At 59.5% G+C, this 23,932-nt stretch carries 22 protein-coding genes and 1 tRNA gene; 15 read left to right on the top strand and 8 right to left on the bottom strand.

Features of this window, described 5'->3' with window-relative positions:
- The first annotated feature begins 371 nt into the window (after positions 1–371).
- Positions 372–1,418 carry a threonine aldolase family protein gene (locus tag JJQ51_RS17890; protein WP_113389192.1) on the top strand — a complete coding sequence of 349 codons (1,047 nt, stop codon included), beginning with the start codon at positions 372–374 and terminating at the stop codon, positions 1,416–1,418.
- 372 nt (positions 1,419–1,790) lie between these two features.
- Here JJQ51_RS17890 and JJQ51_RS17885 read toward each other — a convergent pair whose 3' ends face one another.
- Positions 1,791–2,648 carry a LysR family transcriptional regulator gene (locus JJQ51_RS17885; protein WP_152092525.1) on the bottom strand — a complete coding sequence of 286 codons (858 nt, stop codon included), beginning with the start codon at positions 2,646–2,648 and terminating at the stop codon, positions 1,791–1,793.
- Between the two features lie 106 nt (positions 2,649–2,754).
- Here JJQ51_RS17885 and JJQ51_RS17880 point away from each other — a divergent pair, with 106 nt between their 5' ends.
- The gene (locus JJQ51_RS17880; protein ID WP_113389194.1) at positions 2,755–3,780 is read left to right on the top strand and encodes a bile acid:sodium symporter family protein; all 1,026 of its coding nucleotides are present in this window, start codon (positions 2,755–2,757) and stop codon (positions 3,778–3,780) included.
- Between the two features lie 131 nt (positions 3,781–3,911).
- On the opposite strand, the gene JJQ51_RS17875 is transcribed toward JJQ51_RS17880, so the two are convergent.
- Both JJQ51_RS17875 and JJQ51_RS17870 read right to left on the bottom strand, forming a co-directional pair.
- Positions 3,912–4,376, bottom strand: coding sequence for an Hsp20 family protein (locus tag JJQ51_RS17875; RefSeq protein ID WP_113389195.1), 465 nt, complete (start codon positions 4,374–4,376; stop codon positions 3,912–3,914).
- A 352-nt stretch (positions 4,377–4,728) separates the two neighbouring features.
- On the bottom strand, positions 4,729–5,145 hold the full coding sequence (locus JJQ51_RS17870; RefSeq protein ID WP_113389196.1) for a DUF2000 domain-containing protein: 417 nt from the start codon (positions 5,143–5,145) through the stop codon (positions 4,729–4,731).
- 130 nt (positions 5,146–5,275) lie between these two features.
- Here JJQ51_RS17870 and JJQ51_RS17865 point away from each other — a divergent pair, with 130 nt between their 5' ends.
- The 4 genes from JJQ51_RS17865 (at position 5,276) to JJQ51_RS17850 (ending at position 8,575) form a co-directional block, all read left to right on the top strand.
- A complete protein-coding gene (locus JJQ51_RS17865; RefSeq protein WP_113420240.1) occupies positions 5,276–5,755 on the top strand; it encodes an Lrp/AsnC family transcriptional regulator in 480 nt (159 codons plus the stop codon).
- 129 nt (positions 5,756–5,884) lie between these two features.
- On the top strand, positions 5,885–6,952 hold the full coding sequence (locus JJQ51_RS17860; RefSeq protein ID WP_113420215.1) for a cyclic nucleotide-gated ion channel: 1,068 nt from the start codon (positions 5,885–5,887) through the stop codon (positions 6,950–6,952).
- 12 nt (positions 6,953–6,964) lie between these two features.
- A complete protein-coding gene (locus JJQ51_RS17855) occupies positions 6,965–7,459 on the top strand; it encodes a GNAT family N-acetyltransferase (protein ID WP_269245024.1) in 495 nt (164 codons plus the stop codon).
- A 141-nt stretch (positions 7,460–7,600) separates the two neighbouring features.
- A complete protein-coding gene (locus JJQ51_RS17850) occupies positions 7,601–8,575 on the top strand; it encodes an alpha/beta fold hydrolase (RefSeq protein ID WP_269245023.1) in 975 nt (324 codons plus the stop codon).
- A 3-nt stretch (positions 8,576–8,578) separates the two neighbouring features.
- Here JJQ51_RS17850 and hisN read toward each other — a convergent pair whose 3' ends face one another.
- The 3 genes from hisN to JJQ51_RS17835 form a co-directional block, all read right to left on the bottom strand.
- Entirely contained in the window at positions 8,579–9,352 is a 774-nt protein-coding gene (gene hisN, locus JJQ51_RS17845; RefSeq protein WP_269245022.1) for a histidinol-phosphatase, read from the bottom strand.
- A 294-nt stretch (positions 9,353–9,646) separates the two neighbouring features.
- Entirely contained in the window at positions 9,647–10,102 is a 456-nt protein-coding gene (locus JJQ51_RS17840) for a YcxB family protein (protein ID WP_269245021.1), read from the bottom strand.
- 145 nt (positions 10,103–10,247) lie between these two features.
- Positions 10,248–11,147, bottom strand: a complete 900-nt coding sequence (locus JJQ51_RS17835; RefSeq protein WP_245300428.1) for an N-formylglutamate amidohydrolase — start codon at positions 11,145–11,147, stop codon at positions 10,248–10,250.
- 272 nt (positions 11,148–11,419) lie between these two features.
- On the opposite strand from JJQ51_RS17835, the gene cpdR1 reads away from it, so the two are divergent.
- Both cpdR1 and JJQ51_RS17825 read left to right on the top strand, forming a co-directional pair.
- Positions 11,420–11,782: a response regulator CpdR1 gene (gene cpdR1 / locus JJQ51_RS17830; protein ID WP_004117561.1), complete on the top strand. Its 363-nt coding sequence runs from the start codon at positions 11,420–11,422 to the stop codon at positions 11,780–11,782.
- Positions 11,783–11,866: 84 nt separating this feature from the next.
- Positions 11,867–11,941: transfer RNA gene (locus tag JJQ51_RS17825), tRNA-Val, on the top strand.
- 139 nt (positions 11,942–12,080) lie between these two features.
- Here the strand turns inward: JJQ51_RS17825 and JJQ51_RS17820 are convergent.
- Positions 12,081–12,392 (bottom strand): hypothetical protein, encoded by a 312-nt coding sequence (locus JJQ51_RS17820; RefSeq protein ID WP_113330504.1) that lies wholly within the window; start codon positions 12,390–12,392, stop codon positions 12,081–12,083.
- 213 nt (positions 12,393–12,605) lie between these two features.
- Here JJQ51_RS17820 and JJQ51_RS17815 point away from each other — a divergent pair, with 213 nt between their 5' ends.
- Together JJQ51_RS17815 and JJQ51_RS17810 are read left to right on the top strand one after the other, a co-directional pair.
- Positions 12,606–12,851 (top strand): hypothetical protein, encoded by a 246-nt coding sequence (locus JJQ51_RS17815; RefSeq protein ID WP_069613279.1) that lies wholly within the window; start codon positions 12,606–12,608, stop codon positions 12,849–12,851.
- A 177-nt stretch (positions 12,852–13,028) separates the two neighbouring features.
- A complete protein-coding gene (locus JJQ51_RS17810; RefSeq protein WP_113330505.1) occupies positions 13,029–13,499 on the top strand; it encodes a hypothetical protein in 471 nt (156 codons plus the stop codon).
- Positions 13,500–13,543: 44 nt separating this feature from the next.
- Here the strand turns inward: JJQ51_RS17810 and JJQ51_RS17805 are convergent, their stop codons facing one another.
- Positions 13,544–13,795 (bottom strand): hypothetical protein, encoded by a 252-nt coding sequence (locus JJQ51_RS17805; protein ID WP_113330506.1) that lies wholly within the window; start codon positions 13,793–13,795, stop codon positions 13,544–13,546.
- Positions 13,796–14,216: 421 nt separating this feature from the next.
- On the opposite strand from JJQ51_RS17805, the gene JJQ51_RS17800 reads away from it, so the two are divergent.
- The 5 genes from JJQ51_RS17800 to JJQ51_RS17780 all read left to right on the top strand — a co-directional run bounded on the left by JJQ51_RS17800 (position 14,217) and on the right by JJQ51_RS17780 (position 23,862).
- Positions 14,217–15,317 carry a DUF475 domain-containing protein gene (locus JJQ51_RS17800; protein ID WP_113389200.1) on the top strand — a complete coding sequence of 367 codons (1,101 nt, stop codon included), beginning with the start codon at positions 14,217–14,219 and terminating at the stop codon, positions 15,315–15,317.
- Between the two features lie 299 nt (positions 15,318–15,616).
- A complete protein-coding gene (locus tag JJQ51_RS17795) occupies positions 15,617–17,044 on the top strand; it encodes a mannose-1-phosphate guanylyltransferase/mannose-6-phosphate isomerase (protein ID WP_113354989.1) in 1,428 nt (475 codons plus the stop codon).
- 183 nt (positions 17,045–17,227) lie between these two features.
- Complete coding sequence (locus JJQ51_RS17790) at positions 17,228–20,548, top strand: transglutaminase family protein (RefSeq protein ID WP_269245020.1); 3,321 nt, start codon at positions 17,228–17,230, stop codon at positions 20,546–20,548.
- A 13-nt stretch (positions 20,549–20,561) separates the two neighbouring features.
- The gene (locus JJQ51_RS17785) at positions 20,562–22,979 is read left to right on the top strand and encodes a circularly permuted type 2 ATP-grasp protein (RefSeq protein WP_269245019.1); all 2,418 of its coding nucleotides are present in this window, start codon (positions 20,562–20,564) and stop codon (positions 22,977–22,979) included.
- A gap of 4 nt (positions 22,980–22,983) precedes the next feature.
- Positions 22,984–23,862: a transglutaminase family protein gene (locus tag JJQ51_RS17780; protein ID WP_113330511.1), complete on the top strand. Its 879-nt coding sequence runs from the start codon at positions 22,984–22,986 to the stop codon at positions 23,860–23,862.
- The last annotated feature ends 70 nt before the right edge of the window (positions 23,863–23,932 follow it).

Genomic DNA, 23,932 nt, shown 5'->3' with positions numbered 1-23,932 from the left:
AAGGGCATGCTCCTCGTAACTATAGCTCGAAATCCCGACATCGTCAGGACCCTGGGGGCACATCTTCGGCCTCGGCGGCCAAAATAGGACAGCAACCCTGTCCTAATTCATCAGCTCTATGCCAGAAAGCTTACGCCTTCGCAAGAGCAAAACGGCAAAATTTCGTCAACGAAAGACGGAAGATTGCCTTTGTTGCAGGAATAGAGCAATAAAGTTTCGCTGCGGCGCATCATTTTATTTGTTGATTGCGTCAATCAATTTCTGTGATGCATTCTTCAAACTCATGCTCTTGATAGGTTTTTGCATTGGCGTAATGTCCGGCCAACCCTATCTAATCCAGCCGCAATTCAATCTTCATCTGGTGCATTTTCATGTTCTTTGCTTCCGATAACTGGGCCGGCGCCCATCCCAAAGTCGCCGAACGTCTGCTCGCCGCATCGAGTGGTTTTGCCTCCGCCTACGGCACAAGCGAGCTCGACCAGCGTGTCGAAGCCAGATTCTCCGAGATCTTCGAGCGCGAGGTCGCGGTCTTCTTTGTCGCAACCGGTACGGCCGCTAATTCGCTGTCGCTTGCCAGCGTCCAGAAACCGGGCGGCATCAGCTTCTGCCATACCGAGGCGCATGTCGCCGAAGACGAATGCGGTGCTCCTGACTTCTTCAGCGGCGCACGTCTTGCCACCGTCGAAGGCGCTCTCGGTAAGATCGATCCTAAGGCGCTTTCCACCAAGATCGCCCGCTTCCCGCAGGATGCCGTCCATCATGGCCGCGCCGCCGCCGTGACGATCACCCAGGCAACGGAAATCGGCACGGTCTATTCGCTGGATGAGATCGACGCCATCGCCGCCATCGCCAAGGCAAACGGGCTACCGCTGCACATGGATGGCGCGCGTTTCGCCAACGCCCTGGTCGCGCTCGGCACTACGCCTGCCGAAATGACATGGAAGCGCGGCGTCGACATTCTTTCCTTCGGCGCCACCAAGAACGGCTGCTGGTGCGCCGAGGCGATCGTCTTCTTCCATCCGGAAAAGGCAAGGGAAATGCATTTCATCCGCAAGCGCGCCGCCCAGCTCTTCTCGAAGTCGCGCTTCATCGCCGCCCAGTTCGACGGCTATTTCCAGGACGGCCTCTGGCTCGACCTTGCCCGCCATTCCAACGGAATGGCCGATCGGCTGCGCGCCGGCCTCGAAAAGACCAGCGGCGCTCGTCTCGCCTGGCCCACAGCGTCCAACGAGGTTTTTGCGATCATCCCAAAATCCTCCGCCAAGACCGCAGAAGACAAGGGAGCGAAGTTCTACGAATGGCCGATTCCAGAGTCGCAGCCGGATCTGGTCGGCAGGGATGAAACGCTGATCCGGCTCGTGACAAGCTTCGCCACCACCGAAGCCGATGTGGCGAATTTCCTCGCCTGCCTGGCCTGACCCGCAAGAAAAAGAGCGCCGGAGCCGGCTTCCGGACCGGACGGCGCTCGCAATAGCGGCAAAAAGTCAGTTTTGATTCCGATGGGCGATCATTGCGAAGTTCGATAGATCGTCGCGGTCGGACGCCGGTGCATGATGTACGATCATCGTCATTGCCACGACGCAGGCGACAAGTCCGGAAATGAAGATGGCACCATATGTCATCGGAACGGCTATCCCCCCGCAATTCACCCATCGCCACCTGAGATAGCAGAAAAAGCTGACTTCCGCCTGAAAACGGGCGCAACAATAAATCAGCCGGCAAAATAAATCCGGATCTCATCTGCATGATGGGAAACGGCTTTTAACGATAGCTGATAGACGATTTCGTTGTCAGCTTGATCGGGGCCCCCGCACCTTGGAGAGTATGTCATCAGAGAGCGCACTAACCAGAAGTTGGTCCGCGCCCTTGCGCGGCACGAGCACGAACTCCACGTCCTCAAGGACGGGTAGCCAGCCCGGGGCTATCTCGATCAATCCGGCGGGAGCCATGCTTTTCGGCTGCACGAGAACACCCATGCCGGCGCGCGCTGCTGCGGTCAGGCCACTCAGGCTGCCGCATGTGCAGACGATGCGCCACGGCATCTGCTGTCGACGCAGCGCCTCTAGCGCGACCGCACGCGTGACACTTGGGGTGGGAAAGGCGATCAGCGGCAATGGTCCCGCAAGCTTGCGGATGCGATCCGGGTCGCGGGCCAGCCAGACCAGCGGCTCGCGGTAGACGAGCTTGCCTCTCGCGTCGCCGAGCCTGCGCTTGGCAAGCACCAGATCGAGATCGCCATTATCCTGCATCTCATAAAGCACACCGCTAAGCGCGACCGTCAGCTCGAGATCGACGGAAGGATGCGAACGCACGAATTCCTCCAATACGTCCGGGAGCTGGCTGGTGACGAAATCCTCGGAAACTCCAAGCCGGAGATTGCCGCGCAGGCTGTTGCCGGCAAAAAGCTGACGCACCTCCCCTTCGATCGACAGCATCTGGCGCGCATGGCCGAGCAGCGCCTCGCCGTCGCCGGTGAGGACGACGCGGTGCGTATCCCGCGCCAAGAGCTTGCGCCCGAGTTCGGCTTCCAGCCGCTGTATATGCTGGCTGACGGTCGATTGCCCAAGACCAAGCCGCTCCGCCGCAAGCGTGAAACTGCCCATCTGCTCGACGGCGACGAAGCTGCGCAACTGCGTGAGATCCAGCATGACTATCCTATATTGTGATAACTGTTATTCCTTGCATCGTGGATCACAATAGGTCTATCTGCAAGGAATAATCATCAAGACTTGCAATGCGATTGGGGTAGGCACGATGCGCCGCTTTCTTCCAGACACCTTCACCATGCTGCTGGTGCTCACCGTCCTGACGGCATCCTTCTTTCCGGTGCAGGGGGCCAGCGCTCACTATTTCGGCATTGCCACCAACTTCGCCATCGGCCTGCTGTTCTTTCTGCACGGCGCGCGCCTCTCGCGCGATGTCGTCATCGCCGGCATGCTGCACTGGCGGCTGCACCTCGTCATTTTGCTGACGACCTTCGGCATCTTCCCGCTGCTGGTGCTGACCATGGGCCATATCGTCCCGAATAGCATCCTGCCCGTGTCGCTCTATACCGGCTTGCTGTTCCTGAGCGTGCTGCCCTCGACGGTTCAGTCCTCGATCGCCTTCACCTCCATCGCCGGCGGCAATGTGCCGGCCGCGATCTGCGCCGCGTCAGCCTCCAACATTTTCGGCATGTTTCTGACGCCGCTGCTCGTCGGCATCCTGTTTTCGGTCGGCGGCCAGGGCGGTGGCTTTTCCTGGGATGTTCTGTGGCAGATCATGCTCCAGCTGCTCGCCCCATTCATCGCCGGCCAGCTGCTGCAGCCATGGATCGGCGACTGGATCCGTTCGAAGAAAAAGATCCTGATGCCGGTCGATCGCGGCTCGATCCTCATGGTCGTCTATTCCGCCTTCAGCGAGGCTGTGGTGGAAGGGCTGTGGCATACCTTCTCCGTCCTCGACATCGTCACGGTCATCATCGCGAACATGGTGCTTCTGGCAATGGTGATCTGCATCACCATGTTCGGCAGCCGTGCCCTTGGTTTTGAAAAGGCTGACGAGATCACCATCACCTTCTGCGGCTCGAAGAAGTCGCTGGCAAGCGGTGTGCCGATGGCCAACGTCATCTTCGCCGGCCAAAGTATCGGCGCCATCGTGCTGCCGCTCATGCTGTTCCATCAGATCCAGCTGATGACCTGCGCCGTGCTTGCCCAGAAATATGCCGATGCCGCCAAGCGGCGCGAGGCTGCGAAAGCAAAGTCGGGCGCAAAGTCCGGCGAAGCGACGAACGCGGCCTGAGCCGTCCGATATCAGACAAAACAAAAGCGGCACCCTGATGGAGCGCCGCTTCTTTTGATCTTGGGAGGATCAGGAGCTTAGCGGCCAGAGACCGCCAGCCCGGCATGACGGTCCCAGACCGTCAGCCGTACTTAGTTGATATGAGCCTCGATGGCCTTCGGGCTTTCCACGGGCTCGGCCGCGATGGAGATACGGCGGGGCTTCATGGCTTCAGGAATGTTGCGCAGCAGGTCGATGTGCAGCAAACCATTCTTCAGTGAAGCAGCCTGAACCTCGACATGGTCGGCAAGCTGGAAACGACGCTCGAAGGCACGCTTGGCGATACCGCGATAGAGATATTCGCTGGTTTCAGCAGGCTCTTCGCTCTTTTCGCCCTTGACCTGAAGGACATGGGCGTGGGCCTCGATGCTCAGCTCCTTTTCATCGAAACCGGCAACGGCCATGGTGATGCGATAGGTGTTTTCACCCGTGCGCTCGATATTGTAGGGCGGATAGGTTTGGGCCTGATCCGGCTGGCCAAGGCTGTCGAGCATGGTGAAGAGACGGTCGAAACCGACGGTGGAACGGTAAAGGGGAGAGAAGTCTACGTGACGCATGGAAGTCCTCCTGTGAGCGACAATTGCGATTTCAATTCTGTCCCATGACCCCACTCTCGGCGGCCTCGGGACGGTTTCGCAGGCCCGTTTGGCACCCGCGAAAAAGAGATGGGGATCGCCTTTCCGGAGTTCAAGCCCCTGTGCCCGCCTCCCATTTTGCGGAAAATCGCTGCGTGAACCGCAGATGAACGGATGGTTCGGAACCCGTTCAGGCTGGCTGGCCTATCGTCCAAACCATCGGAACACCATCGTCCGATGACTGAAGTGTATCGTCCCTTCTTCTTCAGTCCTTGCTCGGCCGGCGAAGCGGATCTCTCTATCTCCGCAAGCCGGCCTTTTTTCTTAGCGGACACTATCGCAGCAACTTCAGAGAACCGGTCAGCGATTTCACCCACTTCGAAGGGCCGGCCAGCCCAAGACCGTCGATCGCCTCGCCCGCAAGATCGCGATCCGGAAATATCGCCTCATACTCCCTGTAATCGTGCAGCGAGCGGGCAAAGGCAGGAAAGGGAACGATTGCGCGATCGTTTTCCACCGGCAGGGTCTTCAGCAACAGAGATCGTATGGTTTCCGCATCCGCCTGCAGTATCGGAACGGGCATGTTCGAGCTGATATCGATGGTGCGCTCCTCCCTGTCGGTCAATTGCCTGGCCGCGAGCGCAGGAAACTTTGCGCCCAACCCGATCGAGATGGCGCCGGCGGTGTTGGCGATCAGACCGAGCGGCAATGCCGGATTGATGACGATGGCTAGACGAATATCGGGAAGCATGGAGACCTACTGCCATTGACAAAAGTGATCGCAGGATATCTCGCGCATCGGGGACAATCTTGCCTTTTATTGCCGCATAATTGGATAATATGGTAGCATCTACCTCATTTCTGCGGATATACGGTTGGATATGCCCAATTCTCTTGAGCCCACTGATTTGAAGATTCTCGGCGCCCTTCAGAAGGACGGACGCCTGACGAATCAGGCGCTTTCCTCCGAAGTCGGGCTCTCGACGTCGCCATGCTGGCGGCGCGTGCGCCAGCTGGAAGAAACGGGCGTGATCCAGGGTTATACGGCCACCCTCGACAGGCGCCAGATCGGCCTCGGCGTCCTTGCCTTCATTCGGGTGAAGATCGACAGCCATAGCGAGGCGGAAGCCGAGGAATTCTCGCGCGACGTGCTGAAACTCAACGAGGTCGTGGCCTGCTACAGCATCGCCGGGGATGCGGATTTCCTGCTGCAAGTCGTAGCCGCTGATCTCGACAGCTACGCCGATTTCGCCATGGCGGTGGTGCGCCGCCTGCCGCGCATCAAGGAGATGCAGACCACATTCGTGCTGAAGGAAATCAAGCCATTCAAGGGCTTTCCGCTTGAGGTCGGCCAGCGATAGCAGCGCAAGGCACAGAGTGCCAGGTTAGGCATGGAGGAAGCAGCACGTCCCTGCGCTCTTTACGTTTGGATCGAAGCCATCCTATTCTCGGGCGAGTGGCTGCCCCCAGGGTATTGCCCGGGGGATATAATGTCGGCGCTTTCTTTCTCGAAGATTTCCTCATCGCTGAATACGCTTCTGGCTGCAATCGGTCTGCTGACGGTGGCGGTGCTTACGACGCCCGATATCGTCGGACAGACGAGGCTCATCCTGGAAGTCGTGCTTGCTGGCGTCTGGGCCATCTATGTTCTGCAATTGATCGAGACGCTGGTCATACATCGCACAAGGGACGTGCGCGGCAGGATCCCGGAAATCGCCGTCGACATGCTGGCCGTTCTGGTCCCTCTGGCCGCCTTCTTTCTCATCCGAGGGCGCGATCAAAGCCTCTATTGCGCCATCTGGCTTTTGAAGCCGCTGCGGGGTTCGATCTTCTTCCGGCTGCTGGGCAGGGTTTTGACCAAGGAAGCGCGCAACCTGATCGGCGTCACCTCTATTTTTGTCATCGTTCTGTTTGCCGCAGCACTTGCGGCTTACATCATCGAACGTGACGTCCAGCCTGACAAGTTCGGCAGTATCCCCCTAGCAATGTGGTGGGCCGTAACGACGTTATCGACCACTGGCTATGGTGACGAAATCCCGCAAAGTTTCGCCGGTCGCACCCTTGCCGGATTGGTCATGATGTGCGGAATCGGCATCTTTGCCTTATGGGCCGGCATTCTCGCCACCGGCTTCTACGAAGAGGTTCGCCGCCAGGACTTCGTGCGCAACTGGCAGCTGGTTGCCGGAGTTCCGCTGTTTCAGAAGCTCGGTTCGGGCGCACTCATCGAGATTGTACGGGCGCTCAGACCCCGTGTGGTGCCGGCCGGTGGCATCATCTGCCGCAAAGGCGAAGCCGGCGACCAGATGTATTTCATCGTCGAGGGCCGCGTCAGCGTCGCCACGCCGAATCCAGTGGAACTTGGTTCCGGCAGCTTCTTCGGCGAGATGGCGCTGATCACCGGCGAACCCCGCTCGGCAACTGTCAGCGCCGCGACCGAAGTCTCGCTGCTGTCGCTCTATGCGTCGGATTTCCAGATGCTATCGAGCAGCAGCCCCGAGATCGCCGAGATCATCCGCCAGACCGCGCTCGAACGGAGAGCGGCGGCACCGAAGAGCTGATGTGAACAAACCATGCTTCAGATCCGACCTGCAATTGCTTCCGAAGCACCAGAAATTGCTCTGCTGCTACGCGAAACAGCCGCTTGGCTTGCCAGGAAGGGTGAGCCGCTGTGGAATCCGGAAGTTTTTACCACGTCGCTGGTGGCAAAGGGGATCAACAATAGCGAATGGATTCTGGCGAAATGGAATTCCGAGCTCGCTGGCATCGTGCTTCGGCAGACACAGGACGTAGATGCATGGCCTGATCGGAAACCAGGAGACGCCTTTTACCTGCACAAATTATGCGTCAGCCGCGCCTTTGCTGGCGTGGGAATCAGCTGCAAACTTATCGAATGGGTTAGCCAAAGTGCCGAGATGCAAGGATATGGCTATCTGCGGCTGGATTGCGCTCCACGGTCAGCGCTGCTCAGGCTATATTCTTCATTAGGCTTCACCCTAATAGATCGATATTCTGTGGGCGGCTTTTCCGCCTGTCGCTTCGAGAAAAAACTCTCTGCGAGTGTTTGAATAAGACGATGCCGGATTTCGGCCATATGACCATACAAAGGCCGTAACCGGCGACGCCAATCAAGATAAACCTGTTGCAATTCCACGAGGCTGCGCTATCCCCTTGGGATGAGCCATTGGTCAGCGAGGCGCGACACCGTCATGGATTCGGTCCTCTATTCCACAGCAGATAATCCGGTGCCGGAAAACCGCACCGAAGGCTTCTTCGAAAGTTTTGACGGCCGCAAGCTGCGCTATGCCGTCTTCCGCTGCGAGCAGCCGGTTGCCAAGGGAACCGTTGTTCTGCTGCAGGGCCGCAACGAGTTCATCGAAAAATATTTCGAGACGATCCGCGACCTCACAGCCAAGGGTCTGTGGGTCGCAACCTTCGACCTGCGCGGCCAGGGTGGATCCGAGCGGCTGCTGAAGGACCCTTTGCGCGGCCATATCCGCCATTTTTCCGATTACGAGCGGGATTTGACCGCCTTCCTCGACAAGATCGTCCTGCCGGATACCCGCCTGCCCTTTTTTCTGCTCGCCCATTCGACGGGCGGGCTGATTGCCCTGTCGGCCGCACCGAGGCTCGCGAGCCGCATCGACCGTATGGTGCTGTCGGCCCCCTTTATCGGCTTGACCGGCCACGGCGCCTCACCCGGCTTTATCCGCTTTCTGTCTGGCGCGGTCAGCGGCATCGGGCTGGGGCGCATGCAGTTCAGCAAGAAATTCAAGGAAAGACCGTTTGCCGAGAACCCGTTGACCACGGACGAGCAGCGCTACCGGCGCAACACCGGCATCGGCATCACCTATCCACAGCTTTGCCTGGGGCCGCCGACGGCAAGCTGGCTGTCGCAAGCCTTGCGGGCAATCGAACGGGTCAACATGCCCGAACATCTGTTTTCGATCCAGATTCCCACGGTTCTAATTGCACCGACACGCGACGGCGTCGTGCCCTATGCCGATCAGGAGCGGCTGTCGCGCTATTTCCGCGCCGCACAGCTCGTTCCAATTCACGGCGCCAAGCATGAAATCCTGCAGGAACGGGATATCTATCGCAACCAGGCACTTGCCGCGATCCACGCCTTCATCCCTGGCAGCGACGCCGAGAGCAATGCCTATGAGATCGAAGCGCAAGCTTGATTCTCAGCGGGACAGGACGGCCAAAGCCTGCTCGTAAACGGCTCGGCTGCCGGCCGCGATGATTGTTCCGCCCATTTCCGGCCGGCCGCCTTCCCAGGTGGTCATAATGCCGCCGGCCTGCTCGATGACTGGAATGATGCCGCCGACATCATAGGGCTTCAGCGAATTCTCGATGACGAGATCGATATGGCCGGCCGCAAGCAGCGCATAGGCATAGCAATCGCAGCCGTAGCGGAAGAGCCGGACCTGGCTTTCGATCTCGCGATATTTGGCAAGCTCGTCGCCGACGAAGAGATGCGGCGAGGTGGTGAAGAGGATGGCATTCGAGAGGCTGCCGCAATCGCGGACCTGCAGCCGCCTTTCACCATCAGGACCGGAATAGGTAGCACCATTGCTATCGGCAAAATAGCGCTCGCCGGTGAAGGGCTGGTCGATCAGGCCCATGACGGCGCGGCCGTTCTTCTGCAGGCCGATCAGCGTTCCCCAGACCGGGACGCCTGAGATGAAGGCGCGCGTGCCGTCGATCGGATCAATGACCCAGACATGCTCGCGGTCGAGCCCGACATTGCCATGCTCCTCGCCCAGAATGCCGTGTTCCGGGAATTCGGCCTCGATCAATGCGCGAATCGCCTGTTCGGCCGCACGGTCCCCTTCCGTCACGGGATCAAAGCCCTTGGCTTCCTTGTTGACCACATCGATGCCGGCACGAAAGCGCGGCAGGGTTTCGGCCTTGGCCGCTTCGGCCAGACGATAGAAGAACGAGCGATCGGGAAACATGGTGAATCCGGATAAGTGACGGGATGGCGATGTCATAACGCATATAAGTCGTGAAGCAAACCGGATGATGACGCACTGGGCGCAATGCCTGCGGATCAGGCAGGATTTTTAAGTTTGCCTAAATATTTTGCACTGCAATAAAGTGCTTGACATTTGTGCAACGCAGCAGCAATATCCTCATGCAGTCTTCTGACTGTAAATACCCTCCTTGGGTGTTTCCTCCCTAGACTTAGCCGCGCCACGAGCGCGGTTCTTTTTTTGCCTGACCTATCTATTTTGCAAAGGAATCCGCATTCACTGCGGTACTGTGGAAGGCACCTTCGATTTCACAAAATCGAGATCATTGCTGTCTGCCGTCTGAGTGGGCAGCGTCATGAACTGGTTGATGGCTGTAAATATCATCCAATAGGTCGGCCGCTGCCAGATTTCGGTAACGGTGGACCAGGGAATTTTAGCCGACCCCAACTCGGACGCTACGTCAAACCCTTCCTCATGAAAAGCAAACACCGCCTGTCGCGTCGACATTTTGCGGAACTTTCCAACCGTATTGCGGTAATGCGCGATCCATAAGACGATAATCATAGCCGGGCAGAGAAGAACGAGACTGCCGAAGACGCCGGTCAGCCATCCGGTGCCATCACTCCAAAGCTGCCAAAGAAACAGCAGGATTATTGCAATTTCCGCGACCCAGAGGCGCTGATTGACGATCAGCCGCCGCCAGACAAAGGCCGTCACGGCATCGCGCACCATTTCCTCCGTGTAGGTGACAGTGATAGTCCGATGCATCGCCCACCCACTACGCACACCCTATCGGCAGCTTCGAATTCCCACGTCGCCCATAAAGAGATTTTGCCTGGCCGCGCGTCAATTCGGCAAACTCAATGACGACAAACGGTCACTCCGCCGCCAGCGCCGGATCGCCCGTATAGGATTCCACATGCTCCGCCATGCGCTTCATGAAGAGCGTGATGGCGGCGGCGACCTTGTCGAAATCCGGACGCTTCTCGAGCGTTGTCTCGTCGACATAGAGAGAGCGATTGACCTCGATTTGCAGGGCATGCAGCCCGCGGGATGGGCGGCCGTAATGTTCGGTGATGAAGCCGCCTGCATAAGGCTTGTTGCGCACAGCGTTGAAGCCGAGCTCCTCGAGAATCTGCATGGCCGCGCGCGAAAGCTCGGCGGAGGCGCTGGTGCCGTAGCGATCGCCGAGGATGAAATCCGGCCGCATGTTGCTGCCGGCGATACGGATATTGCCCGGCATGGAATGACAATCGACCAGCACGCCGAAGCCGAATTTGACATGGGTGCGCGCGATCAGTCGCCGCAGCGTGGCGTGGTAAGGCTTGTAGATCGTGTCGATGCGCTTCAGCGCATCTTCTACCGGGACGCGACGCGCATAGATCTCCATGTTCTCGGCGACGATTCGCGGGATCGTGCCAAGACCGCCGGCGACCCGCAGCGAATTGATGTTCGCATAGGATGGCAGTGCACCGTCGAACATGCGCGGATCAAGCTCATAGGGCTCGCGATTCACGTCGATATAGGCGCGCGGAAAATTGGCAAACAGTAGCGGCGCACCGAGAGAGCTTGCCGCCGAAAAAAGCTCGTCGACATAATGATCCTCGGAGCGGCGGATGGCGATGCCCTGCAGGCGGGACTGGGCGACGAAATCGGGGGGATAGATGCGACCACTATGAGGCGAGCTGTAGACAAACGGTATCGTCTGGGAGGCTGGCTCCAATACCTCGAAAATCTCGAAACTGCGCATTTCTGCGGACATCAACGTCTTTACCATGTCAACAACTTGTCGCAGTAATCATGTTGCCAGTTGCATGACCGCAAGTCCATAGTAACTTGAGCGAAATGGCCTTAATCCAAAACACCGTATTCGGAATCTCGGAAGCCCGATTAGCGAAAACGCAGGACGTTTTCGTGGAATCTACCTATGCTTCGAACAAATGCTGGAATGGCGCGTTTTGGCTGACCATTCACGGCTTGTTTACGGCGTCGCGGTACCCTAAACGCTGGACGAGTCCAACAAGACAAAGTTGATTAGCGATAGAGATGATGACCCAGAAGATACTTCTTGCCGAAGACGACAACGACATGCGTCGCTTTCTCGTGAAGGCACTCGAAAAAGCCGGCTACAAGGTCTTGTCCTTTGACAATGGAGCCAGCGCTTACGATCGGCTGCGCGAAGAGCCGTTTTCGCTGCTTTTGACTGACATCGTTATGCCCGAGATGGACGGCATCGAGCTGGCGCGGCGCGCCACCGAGCTCGATCCCGATCTGAAGGTGATGTTCATCACCGGCTTTGCCGCCGTCGCTTTGAACCCCGATTCGAAGGCGCCGAAGGATGCCAAGGTCCTTTCCAAGCCTTTCCACCTCCGCGAGCTGGTCGACGAGGTCAACAAACTCCTTGCTGCGTAAGGCTTTCGGCGGCCCAGTCACAAAACCGAAAAAAAGCCTATTGACGGCGACCAAGGTTTTGTGATCTATGCGCCGCCATCGGATGGGCGTGTAGCTCAGCGGGAGAGCACTACGTTGACATCGTAGGGGTCACAAGTTCGATCCTTGTCACGCCCACCATCCTAATTCGCTGAAAAGCAAGGCCTTTCGAGAAATCGAAAGGCCTTTTTCATTTCCTGTCGTTTGGCTACATCTGCGCATGTCGCGGAAGTTTTGCATGGGCAAAGTGTTTCGCCAGGCCGCGGCCGTTTGTTGACCGTCAGCGATCCAGAATATGCCGCAGCACCGCCGTCGTCGGGTAGGCATAGACGCCACGATCGACGAAGCCCTCGCGGTAGAGGCAATCCCTGAGAGCCAGCCAGTAGAGTGTGCTGTTCGCATCCGGCGATCCACGCCGCCAGGAATAGGCTTCGGGCTCGCAATGATTGAGAGCCCTGTCATATCTTGCCAGCACCACTGGATCGCTGTCGGCGCGAATGCCGCCATGGTAGGTCTGGTAATTCGAAGGCGCCTCACCGGCAGAGACGCATGCCAGGCTCAAAATCGCTCCCAGCGCTAACATCATTCTCATGTGCTTCGATCTCCAACTAGCTGCGTCCCGAAAAATTCGAGCGCAGGTCGAGAATAGTAGTCTTTTGAAAGATAGCCAATCACATGCTGCTGTTCGCTGCGATTGCGAGTTGAACGGAGCCTGCGACACAAGTTCCCGCCACAAGCCGCTTGACTTCCGGCCGCGCCGTCATCCTACTGTCATATCAGCGCATCGATCATACGGGAGGACGAGATGACGGTGGTGAAGCGGCAGTTCTACAAGAACCACAAGCCCAACGGCGATGAATATATGTTTCACCTCGCCCGCGACACCGAAAGCGGCGAGGTCTACGTCATTCGCCAAGCGGATTATGTCGTCGACGGCGGCAGCGAGAAGAGCATGACCCTTTATGAATTCCTGGCCGGTGGCGGCAATCGCCAGAATGCCCTGCTGCAGTTGATCGGCTCGCTCGTTCCGGAATCGGCGCAGCAACATTAACGCACTTCGCGCAGGGACCGCGGATGGCCTTGCGATAGCGAGATGTGTGACGTCAAACGCTGAAGCGCCCAGTGTTAATCCGGGCGATTTCAGCGGGTTTCGGGTTTGCGCCCCGCTTCGGGTTGACTGCCACATTTGGATCGGCGAATTTGCTGGGGCTTGAAAGGAGCCCCACTTATGAGATTCGCAGGCATTGCTTTTGGATTGACCATCTTGGCCGCAACCTCGGCCGGCGCAGTGGATGATTTCCCATCGAAAGGCGTCACCGTCGTTAGTGGAAAATGCTCCAAGCTCGTGGTCGGCAAGCTCGATGCCTCCAAGGGATGCAAGGCCGAAATCGCCAGCGTCACCGGCCCCGATGGATCCGTGACCTTCATCTTCACGTCCGGCGGCAAGATGCTTGGCTTCCAAGGCAACGGCAAGGGCATCAAGGCAGGCAGCCAGAAGGGGACGGCGCAGTTGCCGATCGACGTCATCTCGACCGGTGCCGGCGGCAAGATATCGGGCCAGGTTGAAGCCAGGGGCACTTGCACCTTCGCCAATCCCTATGCCGGCAAGCCGATCGCCATCGAATGCTCGGCAAAATCGACCGAGATGAGCTTCAACGGCAGCTTTACTTCCGACGGCAAGACGCCTCGACACAAATAGCACCCATTCGCCGCGCTGCCACCGTCCGAGCTCCAACACTCGAATTAATGCCGCGGCGTGGTCTTTTGCTTCCGACCATGATTGGCATCGGCCGGCGCCTCGCGCGACAGGTCTGCGCCGTTGACGTGTGCAGGAACGTGTACATCCTCGTGGGTGACGGGATGCAGGGTAAGATCCACCTGATGCGGCGGCAGGACCTGAGCTTGGCGTAGCGTATTCGGCCGTGCCTTTTTCTGTCGTTCCGTCAGTTCCGGTTTTTGCGTTTGCGACTTGGGGTGGATGGGTGTCGGGCTCATCGGAGCTTCTCCTGTCTGTCGCTGTTGTCGGGATAACGATCCGCCTGAGGTTTTGAAGCGGCGGGGCGGCACAAGGCCGCTTAAGGGGCAAACGCGGCCCTCCCTGTTTGGTTCCTCGAATTCGCAATTATCAAGGGCAGTTGCTGTCGCCACGATTTCAACTCTTGACCTGCATCGCAACTTCACTAACTATGAAGCATCTCCGCGCCTCCCTGACATCGGCGACGGATTGAACTTTGGTGCCGGGCCCCTCTGGCGAGAGTTTTCACGGCGCTCTCGCGATGTCGGTACCGCCTGCAGATGAGCCGGCGGACTTCGTTTCCATGATCAGCTTGACCATGCCTGACCCGCATGCCGTCTTCGGTATGCGGCTATGCGCGCAATCCGGACAGATTCACTCCCTTTGCGGCGAGGCGCGCATATGAGCTCGCGCGCCGCTTCAAAATCCGTACTCGGCTATTTCGGCTGGGCTTTTGCCGCTACAGTCGGCGGCCTTGCCCTCGGTGCCCTGCTGGGCTGGAACACCACCGGCACCTTCAGCGGTCTTGCCACGGCCTTCTTCATCTGTGCCGTCCTCGCCGTGCTCGAAATCTCGCTTTCCTTTGACAATGCCATCGTCAACGCCAACAAGCTGAAGGAGATGACGCCGGTCTGGCAGCATCGCTTCCTGACCTGGGGCATCATCATCGCTGTCTTCGGCATGCGGATCATCTTTCCGCTGGCGATCGTCGCCATCGCCGCCTGGATCAATCCATGGGAAGCGTTGCAACTCGCCGCCACCAGGCCTGAGCAATATGCAGAGATCATGCAGGCGGCACATCTGCCGATCGCCGCCTTCGGCGGCACCTTCCTGATGATGGTGGGCCTGACCTATTTCTTCAATCACGAAAAGGACGTGCACTGGATCAGCTTCATCGAGAAGCGGATGGCGCATTTCGCCACTGTCAAGGGCGTGGAGATTGCCTTCGTGCTGATCATGGTCCTCATCTTCACCTCCGTGCTCGACGGTGACGACGCCACGACCTTCCTGCACGCCTCGATCTACGGCCTCCTGACCTTCCTGCTCGTGGAGGTTCTGGCCGGCTTTCTGGATGCCTCGCAAAGAACGATGAGCGCGGCGGCAAAGGGTGGATTCGGCGCTTTCCTCTATCTCGAAATCCTCGACGCCAGCTTCTCCTTCGACGGCGTCATCGGCGCCTTCGCTCTTACCCAGAACCTCTTCATCATCGCGATCGGCCTCGGCATCGGCGCCATGTACGTCCGGTCCATGACGATCATGCTGGTGGAAAAAGGAACGCTCGCCCACTATCGCTACCTCGAACATGGCGCCTTCTACGCCATACTGATCCTTTCGGTGATCATGTACGTGCAGACGCTGACGCATATCCCGGAAGTCATCACCGGCCTTGGCGGCGCGGCCCTGATCGGCATCTCGCTCTGGTCCTCGATCCGGTACAACAGGCGCAATGGTCTCGACCATACGCCAGTGCACGATGAAGAGCACGACAGGGCGGAAGCTTGATCTCCGACATAATGACGATCATCACCATAGCCTCGCTGGCCTATGGCGGATCCTGAGGGCAGGATCGTACTTATCGATTCTGCCTCGCTCCCCCTTTCGGAAAGGCGCGCGCACCGGACTTTCATCGGGATTTCCGAGCCGAGATCGCCGAATGTTTACGCTACTGGCATATTAGCGCTAGCGTTTTGCCAAAAAATATCGCAATGGCGATTGACGTTGTCGAAGGAGCATGGCGGAGAGCGCAACGGTTGCGCTCTTGACGGTCGGCTCTCGGTTGAAGTGTCCAGGAGAGGCAGAATATGGCAGCAAAGATCGTTCCGGTGATCATGGCAGGTGGCAAGGGTACGCGGCTATGGCCGCTGTCGCGCGCTTCCGCCCCGAAGCAATTCATTCAATTCATCGGCGACAAGACGCTGTTCCAGAATACTTTGGAGCGGGTGGCCGATCCCGAGCTCTATGAAGCGCCGATCGTCCTGACCAATGAGGAATTCCGTTTCCTCGTCGCAGAGCAGGCCCGCGAACTCGACCTGAAACTGGCCGCCGTGCTGCTGGAGCCCATCGCCCGCAATACTGCCGCTGCCGTTGCCGCCGCCGCTGCGCTCGTCACCGAGCTCTTCGGCAAGGACGCGATCATGCATGTCCTCGGCTCCGATTACGAGATCGATGCCAACACTATCTATTATGATTGCGTGCGCCTGGCCCGCGACACGGCACTGCAGGGCAAGCTCGTTACCTTCGGCATCAAGCCGACCGAGCCGGCCACCGGCTACGGCTATATCGAAACCGGCAAGGCGCTCTCGACCGGCGCCCATGCCGTCAAGCGTTTTGTCGAGAAGCCTGCCTTGGACAAGGCTCAGGAGATGGTTGCCAGTGGCCAATTCTACTGGAATTCCGGCATGTTCATGTTCTCGGCCTCCCAGCTTCTCGCCGAGATCAAGGAATTTGCGCCCGACGTCGAAAGGGCTGCCAGCAAGGCCGTCTCGAAATCGACGCGCGATCTCGATTTTACCCGCCTCGACGCCGACAATTTCTCCAAGAGCCCGGACATCTCCATCGACTACGCGCTGATGGAAAAGACGGCGAACGCCGCCGTCGTTCCCTCGCCCTTCACCTGGTCCGATCTCGGCAGCTGGGATGCGGTGTGGAAAGTCGGCACCCGCGACGAAAGCGGCAACGTGTCGGCGGGCGCCACGACGCTGGTCAACACCAAGAATTCGCTCGTCATGTCGCATAGCCTGCACGTTGCCGTGCAGGGCCTTGAGGACGTCGCCGTCATCGCCAGCGAAGACGCCGTCTATGTCGGCCACCTCAAGGATAGCCAAGAAGTCGGCAAGCTCGTCAAGCTGCTGGCGAGCGAGAAGAAGACCGCGAAGCTCACCGAAACGCACCCCACCTCTTACCGCCCCTGGGGCGGCTATACCTCCGTGCTGAACGGTGAGCGCTTCCAGGTGAAGCGCATCTTCGTGCTGCCGGGCAAGAAGCTGTCGCTGCAGAAGCATCACCACCGCTCCGAGCACTGGATCGTCGTCAAGGGCACGGCCGAAGTGACGGTCGGCGAAAACGTGCAGATGCTGCGCGAAAACGAATCGATCTACATCCCGCTCGGCGAAGTGCATCGCCTGTCCAACCCGGGCAAGATCCTGCTGGAGCTCATCGAAGTGCAGACCGGATCCTATCTCGGCGAAGACGACATCATCCGCCTTGTCGACGAGTTCGGCAGAAGCTGAACGCAGGCAAACAGATCAAGATTTCAGAACGGCGGGCAAAAGCTCGCCGTTTTTGTTTTGGGGTTACATGGCAGGACTTTCCGAAGCGCCGGGAGACACCTTGCTTTCTTTCGCTGCATTGCACACACTGCTCCAAGGGAACAGCAATCACCGCACAACGATGCGGGCTAGGCGAAGAGACATATGGCGATCAAGGCGAGCATCTATCATCTCACCCATTATAAATACGACAATCCGGTCCGCCTCGGCCCCCAGATCATTCGCCTGAAACCCGCCTCCCATTCCAAAACCCGCGTACTCAGCCATTCGCTGAAGGTCACGCCGTCAAACCATTTCGTCAATCTGCAGCAAGACCCCTATGGCAACTATCTCGCCCGCTTCGTCTTCCCCGATCCGGTCACCGAGCTGAAGATCGAGGTCGATCTCATCGCTGACATGACGGTCTACAATCCCTTCGATTTCTTCGTCGAAGAGGAAGCCACCAAATGGCCCTTCGACTATCCCGAGACAATACGCGAGGATCTGTCGATCTACATGAAGCCGGAAGAACCCGGTCCCCGGCTGAAAGCCTTCCTCGCCACGCTCGACCGCTCAGAGCAAAAGACCGTCGACATGGTCGTCGGCCTTAATACGCGCCTGCAGCAGGAAATCGGCTATGTCATCCGCCTGGAAGCCGGCGTCCAGACGCCTGAGGAAACATTGGAAAAGGCGAAAGGCTCCTGTCGCGATACGAGCTGGCTGCTCGTTCAGGTGCTGCGCCATCTCGGACTCGCCGCCCGCTTCGTCTCAGGCTACCTCATCCAGCTCACGCCGGACCTGAAGGCGCTCGACGGCCCTTCCGGTACTGAAGTCGACTTCACCGACCTGCATGCCTGGGCGGAAGTCTATCTTCCCGGCGCCGGCTGGGTCGGCCTCGATCCAACGTCGGGCCTTCTGACGGGCGAGAGCCATATTCCGCTGGCCGCCACGCCGCATTACCGCAATGCCGCGCCGATCTCGGGCGGCTATTTCGGCGAAGCCAAGACCGAATTCGATTTCGACATGAAGGTTGCCCGCGTCGCCGAGCATCCGCGCATCACCAAGCCCTTCTCGGACGAAAGCTGGGACGCATTGAATGCGCTTGGCGAAAAGGTCGACGCGATCCTGAAGGAAGACGACGTACGCCTGACCATGGGCGGTGAGCCGACCTTCGTGTCGATCGACGATTTCCAGTCAGAGGAATGGAACACAGCGGCTGTAGGCCCGACCAAGCGTGAGAAAGCCGATACGCTGATCCGGCGCCTGCGGGAGCGCTTCGCGCCGAACGGCTTCCTGCATTACGGCCAGGGCAAGTGGTATCCCGGCGAAAGCCTGCCGCGCTGGACCTTCTCGCTCTACTGGCGGCGCGATGGCCGGCCGATCTGGTCGAATCCCGATCTGATCGCCAATGAGGGCCGCAACTATAGCGTCACCGAAGACGATGCCGGCCGACTGCTGACGGCCATTGCCGGCGAACTCGATATCGAACCGGACTATGTGGCGCCCGCCTTCGAGGACCCGGCCGAATGGCTGGTCAAGGAAGCGAACCTGCCCGAAAATGTCGATCCATCCAATTCGAAGCTGAAGGATCCGGAAGAGCGTTCACGCATGGCCCGCGTCTTCGAACGTGGACTGACGCGGCCCACGGGCTATGTCCTTCCCATACAGGCATGGAATGCGCGCGCCAGCGGCCGCCGCTGGACGAGCGAGAAATGGCGTACGCGCCGCGGCCGCATCTTCCTGACGCCGGGCGACAGCCCGGTCGGCTATCGCCTGCCGCTGAACTCGCTTGGCTGGATACCGGCATCGCAATATCCCTACATCAACCCGATGGACCCGACGATCCCGCGTGAAGCGCTGCCGGATTACAATGAAGACAAGGGCCGACCGCTGCAGGCTGCCCATTTCCAGCCCTTCACCGGCCAGCAGCCGATCGTGCCGCAATCCCTCGATGAGATCGGGGGCTATGTGCGCACCGCCATCAGCGTCGAGCCGCGCGACGGGCGCCTCTGCGTCTTCATGCCACCGACGGTCAGCGTCGAGGATTACCTCGATCTTGTTGCCTCAGCCGAACGGGCAGCCGCAGCCCTGAACCTGCCGGTTCACATCGAGGGCTATCCGCCGCCGCAGGATGAGCGCATCAACGTCATCCGCGTTGCGCCCGATCCCGGCGTTATCGAAGTCAACATCCATCCGGCATCGAGCTGGAAGGAAGCCGTCGATATCACCACGGCGGTTTACGAGGAGGCACGCGCCAGCCGGCTCGGCACCGACAAGTTCATGATCGACGGCCGCCACACCGGCACCGGCGGCGGCAACCATGTCGTTGTGGGCGGCCGCAATACCATGGATAGCCCCTTCCTGCGCCGTCCCGACCTGTTGAAGAGCCTGGTGCTGCACTGGCAGCGCCATCCCTCGCTCTCCTATCTCTTTTCCGGCATGTTCATCGGCCCGACCAGCCAAGCCCCGCGCATCGACGAGGCCCGTCACGACAGTCTCTACGAATTGGAAATCGCGCTGGCGCAGGTGCCGGCGCCCGGTCGCGGCATCCAGCCGCTTCCCTGGCTGGTCGATCGCCTTTTCCGCAATCTTCTCACCGACGTCACCGGCAACACGCACCGCTCGGAAATCTGCATCGACAAACTGTTTTCGCCTGATGGACCGACGGGACGCCTCGGCCTCGTCGAATTCCGCGGCTTCGAGATGCCGCCGAATGCGCGCATGAGCCTTGCCCAGCAATTGCTGGTGCGCGCGCTGATCGCCCGCTTCTGGCGCAATCCCATCGACGGAAGGTTCGTGCGCTGGGGCACGACGCTGCATGATCGCTTCATGCTGCCGCATTATATCTGGCAGGATTTCCTCGACGTCCTCGCCGACCTGCGTGAAAACGGTTTCGACCTCAGACCGGAATGGTTCCAGGCGCAGCTCGAATTCCGCTTCCCCTTCTGCGGCGAAGTCGAATACGAGGGCAGCAAGCTGGAACTGCGCCAGGCGCTGGAACCCTGGCATGTCATGGGCGAAGAAGGCGCGATCGGCGGCACCGTGCGCTATGTCGATTCATCGGTCGAACGTCTGCAGGTGCGGTTCGAAACCGCCAATCCCTCCCGCTATACGGTAACCTGCAATGGCCGTCCTGTACCGCTGGCGCCGACGGGAATGGCAGGCGTCTCGGTCGCCGGCGTGCGTTACAAGGCATGGCATCCAGCCTCAGGCTTGCACCCGGTTTTGCCCATCGATACGCCGCTGACCTTCGATATCTACGATACATGGTCGCGCCGCTCGATCGGCGGCTGCATCTACCATGTTGCCCATCCGGGCGGCCGCAACTACGACACCTTCCCCGTCAATGGCAATGAGGCGGAAGCGCGACGTCTTGCGCGTTTCGAGCCTTGGGGGCATACAGCAGGTGGCTATGCCGTAAGACCGGAGACTGCATCGGTGGAATTCCCGCTGACGCTCGACCTCAGGCGTCCGGCAGGAATTTGAGACGGAACTGAGCATGGGTAGAAAACCGGCGACAGAACGGCGGGATGAGGCAAAGACCGGCACTGCCAAGGCGCCGGCCTTTGCCTATCGTCCCCTGCCCGGTGTGGCCGACGAAATGGTCGACAATACCGGCGCGGTCCGCCCAGTCTGGCAAAACTTCCTCTCGGCGCTGACGCGTATGACGGAAGAGGGATTGACCGAGCGCTTCGCCCGCGCCGACCGCTATTTGCGCGACGCCGGCGTCTTCTATCGCGCCTACGGAACGGCGGGCGTCAGCGAACGCAACTGGCCGATCTCCCATATCCCAGTGCTCATCGACGAGCGCGAATGGCAGGCGCTCTCCGAAGGCTTGCAACAGCGCGCCGATCTCTTGGAATCGATCATCGCCGATATCTATGGTGACAGCCGGCTGGTGAGCGAAGGACTGCTGCCGCCAGCCTTGATTGCCGCCAATCCGGAATTCCTGCGTCCGCTTGTCGGCGTGAAGCCTGCAAGCGGCCATTATCTGCATTTCCTGGCTTTCGAGGTCGGCCGCGGTCCTGATGGCAACTGGTGGGTACTGGCCGACCGCGCACAGGCGCCATCCGGCGCCGGCTTCGCTCTCGAAACTCGTGTCGCTACCACCCGTGCCTTTTCCGATATCTATGCCGAAACCAAGGTTCATCGTCTTGCCTCCTTCTTCGGTGCCTTTCGCGATGCGCTTCTTGGCGGCAAGCGCGGAGCCGAAGGACGTGTCGCCGTCCTGACGCCGGGGCCTGCCAACGAGACCTATTACGAGCACGCCTATATCGCCCGCTATCTCGGCTTCATGCTGCTGGAGGGCGAGGATATCACGGTCGTCGACGATCAGCTGATGGTGCGCACCGTCGCGGGGCTGCGACCGATCAGTGTCCTCTGGCGCCGCCTCGATGCCTCCTATGCCGATCCATTGGAACTCAACCAGCATTCCCATATCGGCACGCCGGGCATGGTCGAGGCTCTGCGGGCGCAGACGGTGACCATCGTCAATGCGCTCGGCTCCGGCATTCTCGAGACGCGCGCCCTTCTCGCCTTCATGTCGACCATCTGTCGGCATCTGCGTGGTGAGGAATTGAAGCTGCCATCGATCGCCACCTGGTGGTGCGGCCAAAAGGCCGAGCGCGAGCATGTCGCCGCCAACATCGAGAAGATGGTCATCGGCCCGGCCTATTCCTGCATGCCCTTCTTCGATGACAACGGCCAGTCCGTGCTGGGCTCGACCCTGCGCAGCACTGCGCGCGATTCGATTGCGGATTGGCTGGCAACCGAAGGTCAAAAATTGGTTGGCCAGGAGGTCGTGACACTTTCGACGACGCCAGCCTGGGTCAACGGCATGCTGACGCCGCGACCGATGAGCCTGCGTGTCTTCGCAGCCCGCACGGAAAACGGCTGGCAGATCATGCCAGGCGGCTTTGCCCGTATCGGCAGCGGCGACGATGTCGCGGCGATCGCCATGCAGGCAGGAGGTTCGGCCGCCGATGTCTGGATCGTCTCCGACAAGCCCGTCGAGGCGCACACGCTGCTGCCAGCCGAAGAAACTTTCACCCGCAACATGCCGGGCAGCCTGCCGAGCCGGGCGGCCGACAACCTTTTCTGGCTCGGCCGCTATATCGAGCGGGCTGAAGGTGCGTTGCGCATCCTGCGCGCCTGGCATGGCCGTTTCGCCGAGGCAGCCGATCCGAACCAACCGCTGCTTGCCGATGTCAGCGCCTATCTCGCCGCCATCGATATAGACACGAAGCAAGCTGTACCGGAAACCCTGCTGCGCAACATCGATAGCGCCGTCTATTCGGCAAGCAATATTCGCGATCGCTTCTCTCCCGACGGCTGGCTGGCGCTGAATGATCTCGCCAAGACGGCACGCCGCTTCAAGGAAGGGGTGAAACCTGGCGACGATGCCAGCCATGCCATGACGATCTTGCTGCGCAAGCTCGCGGGCTTTGCCGGTCTCGTGCACGAAAACATGTACCGCTTCACCGGCTGGCGCTTCCTGTCGCTCGGCCGCTATATCGAGCGCGGCCTGCACATGACACGGCTGCTCGGCCATATGTCCGGCCCCGATGCGCCCGACGGCGCGCTCGACATGCTGCTTGAAATCGGCGACAGCGTCATGACTCATCGCCGCCGCTACAACGTCAATACCGCTCGGCTGACAGTGACGGATTTGCTCGCGCTCGATCCTCTCAACCCGCGCTCGATTCTCTTCCAGATGAACGAGATCCACCGCGAGGTCGAACAGCTCCCGAACGCTTACGTCAACGGCCAGATGTCGCCTTTTTTCCGCGAGGCCATGCGCCTGCATTCAGGGTTGGCTGTCATGACGCCCGAAGCGATGACGGTCGAAGTCTACCAGCAGCTGGCGCGCGAACTGGAGCGGCTGTCCGACCTGCTGGCACGCACCTATCTCGGATGACGTAATGCTCTACGATCTCTCGCTTCACATGGGCTACATCTACGACGTGCCGGCAAGCGGCGCGCGGCATATCCTGCGCGTCATGCCGCTCTCACTGCCCAATCGGCAGAGGCTGATCGCCGGCTCGGTAAAGATAACCCCGGGTCCGGACGAGCAATCCAACTTCACGGATTTCTTCCAGCATCCGGCGACCTCGATCCTGGTTCGCGATCCGCATGAAAGGCTCGACATCCGCATGCAGGCGCGCGTTCAGGTGGAAAGCCAGCCCGTCGGGGCCGACTTCTCGCCGCTGCTGGCCAAGTTGCCGGAAGAGATCGAAGACTGCTGGTCGATCGACCCGTCTTCACCCCACCATTTCCTCGGCAGCAGCCCGCGTCTGCCGGAGACGGGCGAAATCACCGATTACGCCAGGCAATGGAAATCGACCAAACTGACGACACTGCAGATTGCGCATGCGGTCTGCGCGCAGATCCACAAGGACTTCACCTACGATCCCAAGGCGACAACGGTCGATACCACCCCCAAGGAGGCATTTCGCCTCAAGCGCGGGGTCTGCCAGGATTTTTCCCATGTGATGATCATCGCGCTCCGCAGCCTCGGTATCCCTGCCGGCTATGTCAGCGGCTTCTTGCGCACCATTCCGCCGCCCGGCAAGGAAAGACTGGAAGGCGCCGACGCCATGCACGCCTGGGTGCGCGTCTGGTGCGGCGAGACGGCAGGCTGGATCGAGCTCGATCCGACCAACAATATTCCCGCCGGCACGGATCACATCGTCGTTGCCTATGGTCGCGATTATTCGGACGTTGCCCCCGTTATCGGCGTACTGAAGAGCTACGGCAATCAGAAAGCCGTTCAGGCGGTAGATGTCGTTCCACTAAAATAGAATATACTTAAAGTAGTAAAAATTTGAAGCAAATCGCGCCAGATTATGTAGTTTGTTAAAAATCAACTGA

This window comes from Rhizobium sp. AG207R, assembly GCF_027109195.1.
Lineage (GTDB): Bacteria > Pseudomonadota > Alphaproteobacteria > Rhizobiales > Rhizobiaceae > Rhizobium > Rhizobium dioscoreae.
This window is presented reverse-complemented; position numbering and strand designations above follow the sequence as displayed.

What these genes read in the sequence shown, in the direction of transcription:
- JJQ51_RS17875 (WP_113389195.1), bottom strand. Translation starts at nt 4,376, where the DNA reads ATGCGTCACGTAGACTTCTCTCCCCTTTACCGTTCCACCGTCGGTTTC.
- JJQ51_RS17840 (WP_269245021.1), bottom strand. Translation starts at nt 10,102, where the DNA reads ATGGTGCGCGATGCCGTGACGGCCTTTGTCTGGCGGCGGCTGATCGTC.
- JJQ51_RS17860 (WP_113420215.1), top strand. Translation starts at nt 5,885, where the DNA reads ATGTCGGCGCTTTCTTTCTCGAAGATTTCCTCATCGCTGAATACGCTT.
- JJQ51_RS17790 (WP_269245020.1), top strand. Translation starts at nt 17,228, where the DNA reads ATGGCGATCAAGGCGAGCATCTATCATCTCACCCATTATAAATACGAC.
- JJQ51_RS17880 (WP_113389194.1), top strand. Translation starts at nt 2,755, where the DNA reads ATGCGCCGCTTTCTTCCAGACACCTTCACCATGCTGCTGGTGCTCACC.
- JJQ51_RS17800 (WP_113389200.1), top strand. Translation starts at nt 14,217, where the DNA reads ATGAGCTCGCGCGCCGCTTCAAAATCCGTACTCGGCTATTTCGGCTGG.
- JJQ51_RS17795 (WP_113354989.1), top strand. Translation starts at nt 15,617, where the DNA reads ATGGCAGCAAAGATCGTTCCGGTGATCATGGCAGGTGGCAAGGGTACG.
- cpdR1 (WP_004117561.1), top strand. Translation starts at nt 11,420, where the DNA reads ATGACCCAGAAGATACTTCTTGCCGAAGACGACAACGACATGCGTCGC.
- JJQ51_RS17850 (WP_269245023.1), top strand. Translation starts at nt 7,601, where the DNA reads ATGGATTCGGTCCTCTATTCCACAGCAGATAATCCGGTGCCGGAAAAC.
- JJQ51_RS17855 (WP_269245024.1), top strand. Translation starts at nt 6,965, where the DNA reads ATGCTTCAGATCCGACCTGCAATTGCTTCCGAAGCACCAGAAATTGCT.
- JJQ51_RS17780 (WP_113330511.1), top strand. Translation starts at nt 22,984, where the DNA reads ATGCTCTACGATCTCTCGCTTCACATGGGCTACATCTACGACGTGCCG.
- hisN (WP_269245022.1), bottom strand. Translation starts at nt 9,352, where the DNA reads ATGTTTCCCGATCGCTCGTTCTTCTATCGTCTGGCCGAAGCGGCCAAG.
- JJQ51_RS17870 (WP_113389196.1), bottom strand. Translation starts at nt 5,145, where the DNA reads ATGCTTCCCGATATTCGTCTAGCCATCGTCATCAATCCGGCATTGCCG.
- JJQ51_RS17835 (WP_245300428.1), bottom strand. Translation starts at nt 11,147, where the DNA reads ATGGTAAAGACGTTGATGTCCGCAGAAATGCGCAGTTTCGAGATTTTC.
- JJQ51_RS17865 (WP_113420240.1), top strand. Translation starts at nt 5,276, where the DNA reads ATGCCCAATTCTCTTGAGCCCACTGATTTGAAGATTCTCGGCGCCCTT.
- JJQ51_RS17805 (WP_113330506.1), bottom strand. Translation starts at nt 13,795, where the DNA reads ATGAGCCCGACACCCATCCACCCCAAGTCGCAAACGCAAAAACCGGAA.
- JJQ51_RS17885 (WP_152092525.1), bottom strand. Translation starts at nt 2,648, where the DNA reads ATGCTGGATCTCACGCAGTTGCGCAGCTTCGTCGCCGTCGAGCAGATG.
- JJQ51_RS17890 (WP_113389192.1), top strand. Translation starts at nt 372, where the DNA reads ATGTTCTTTGCTTCCGATAACTGGGCCGGCGCCCATCCCAAAGTCGCC.
- JJQ51_RS17785 (WP_269245019.1), top strand. Translation starts at nt 20,562, where the DNA reads ATGGGTAGAAAACCGGCGACAGAACGGCGGGATGAGGCAAAGACCGGC.
- JJQ51_RS17810 (WP_113330505.1), top strand. Translation starts at nt 13,029, where the DNA reads ATGAGATTCGCAGGCATTGCTTTTGGATTGACCATCTTGGCCGCAACC.
- JJQ51_RS17820 (WP_113330504.1), bottom strand. Translation starts at nt 12,392, where the DNA reads ATGAGAATGATGTTAGCGCTGGGAGCGATTTTGAGCCTGGCATGCGTC.
- JJQ51_RS17815 (WP_069613279.1), top strand. Translation starts at nt 12,606, where the DNA reads ATGACGGTGGTGAAGCGGCAGTTCTACAAGAACCACAAGCCCAACGGC.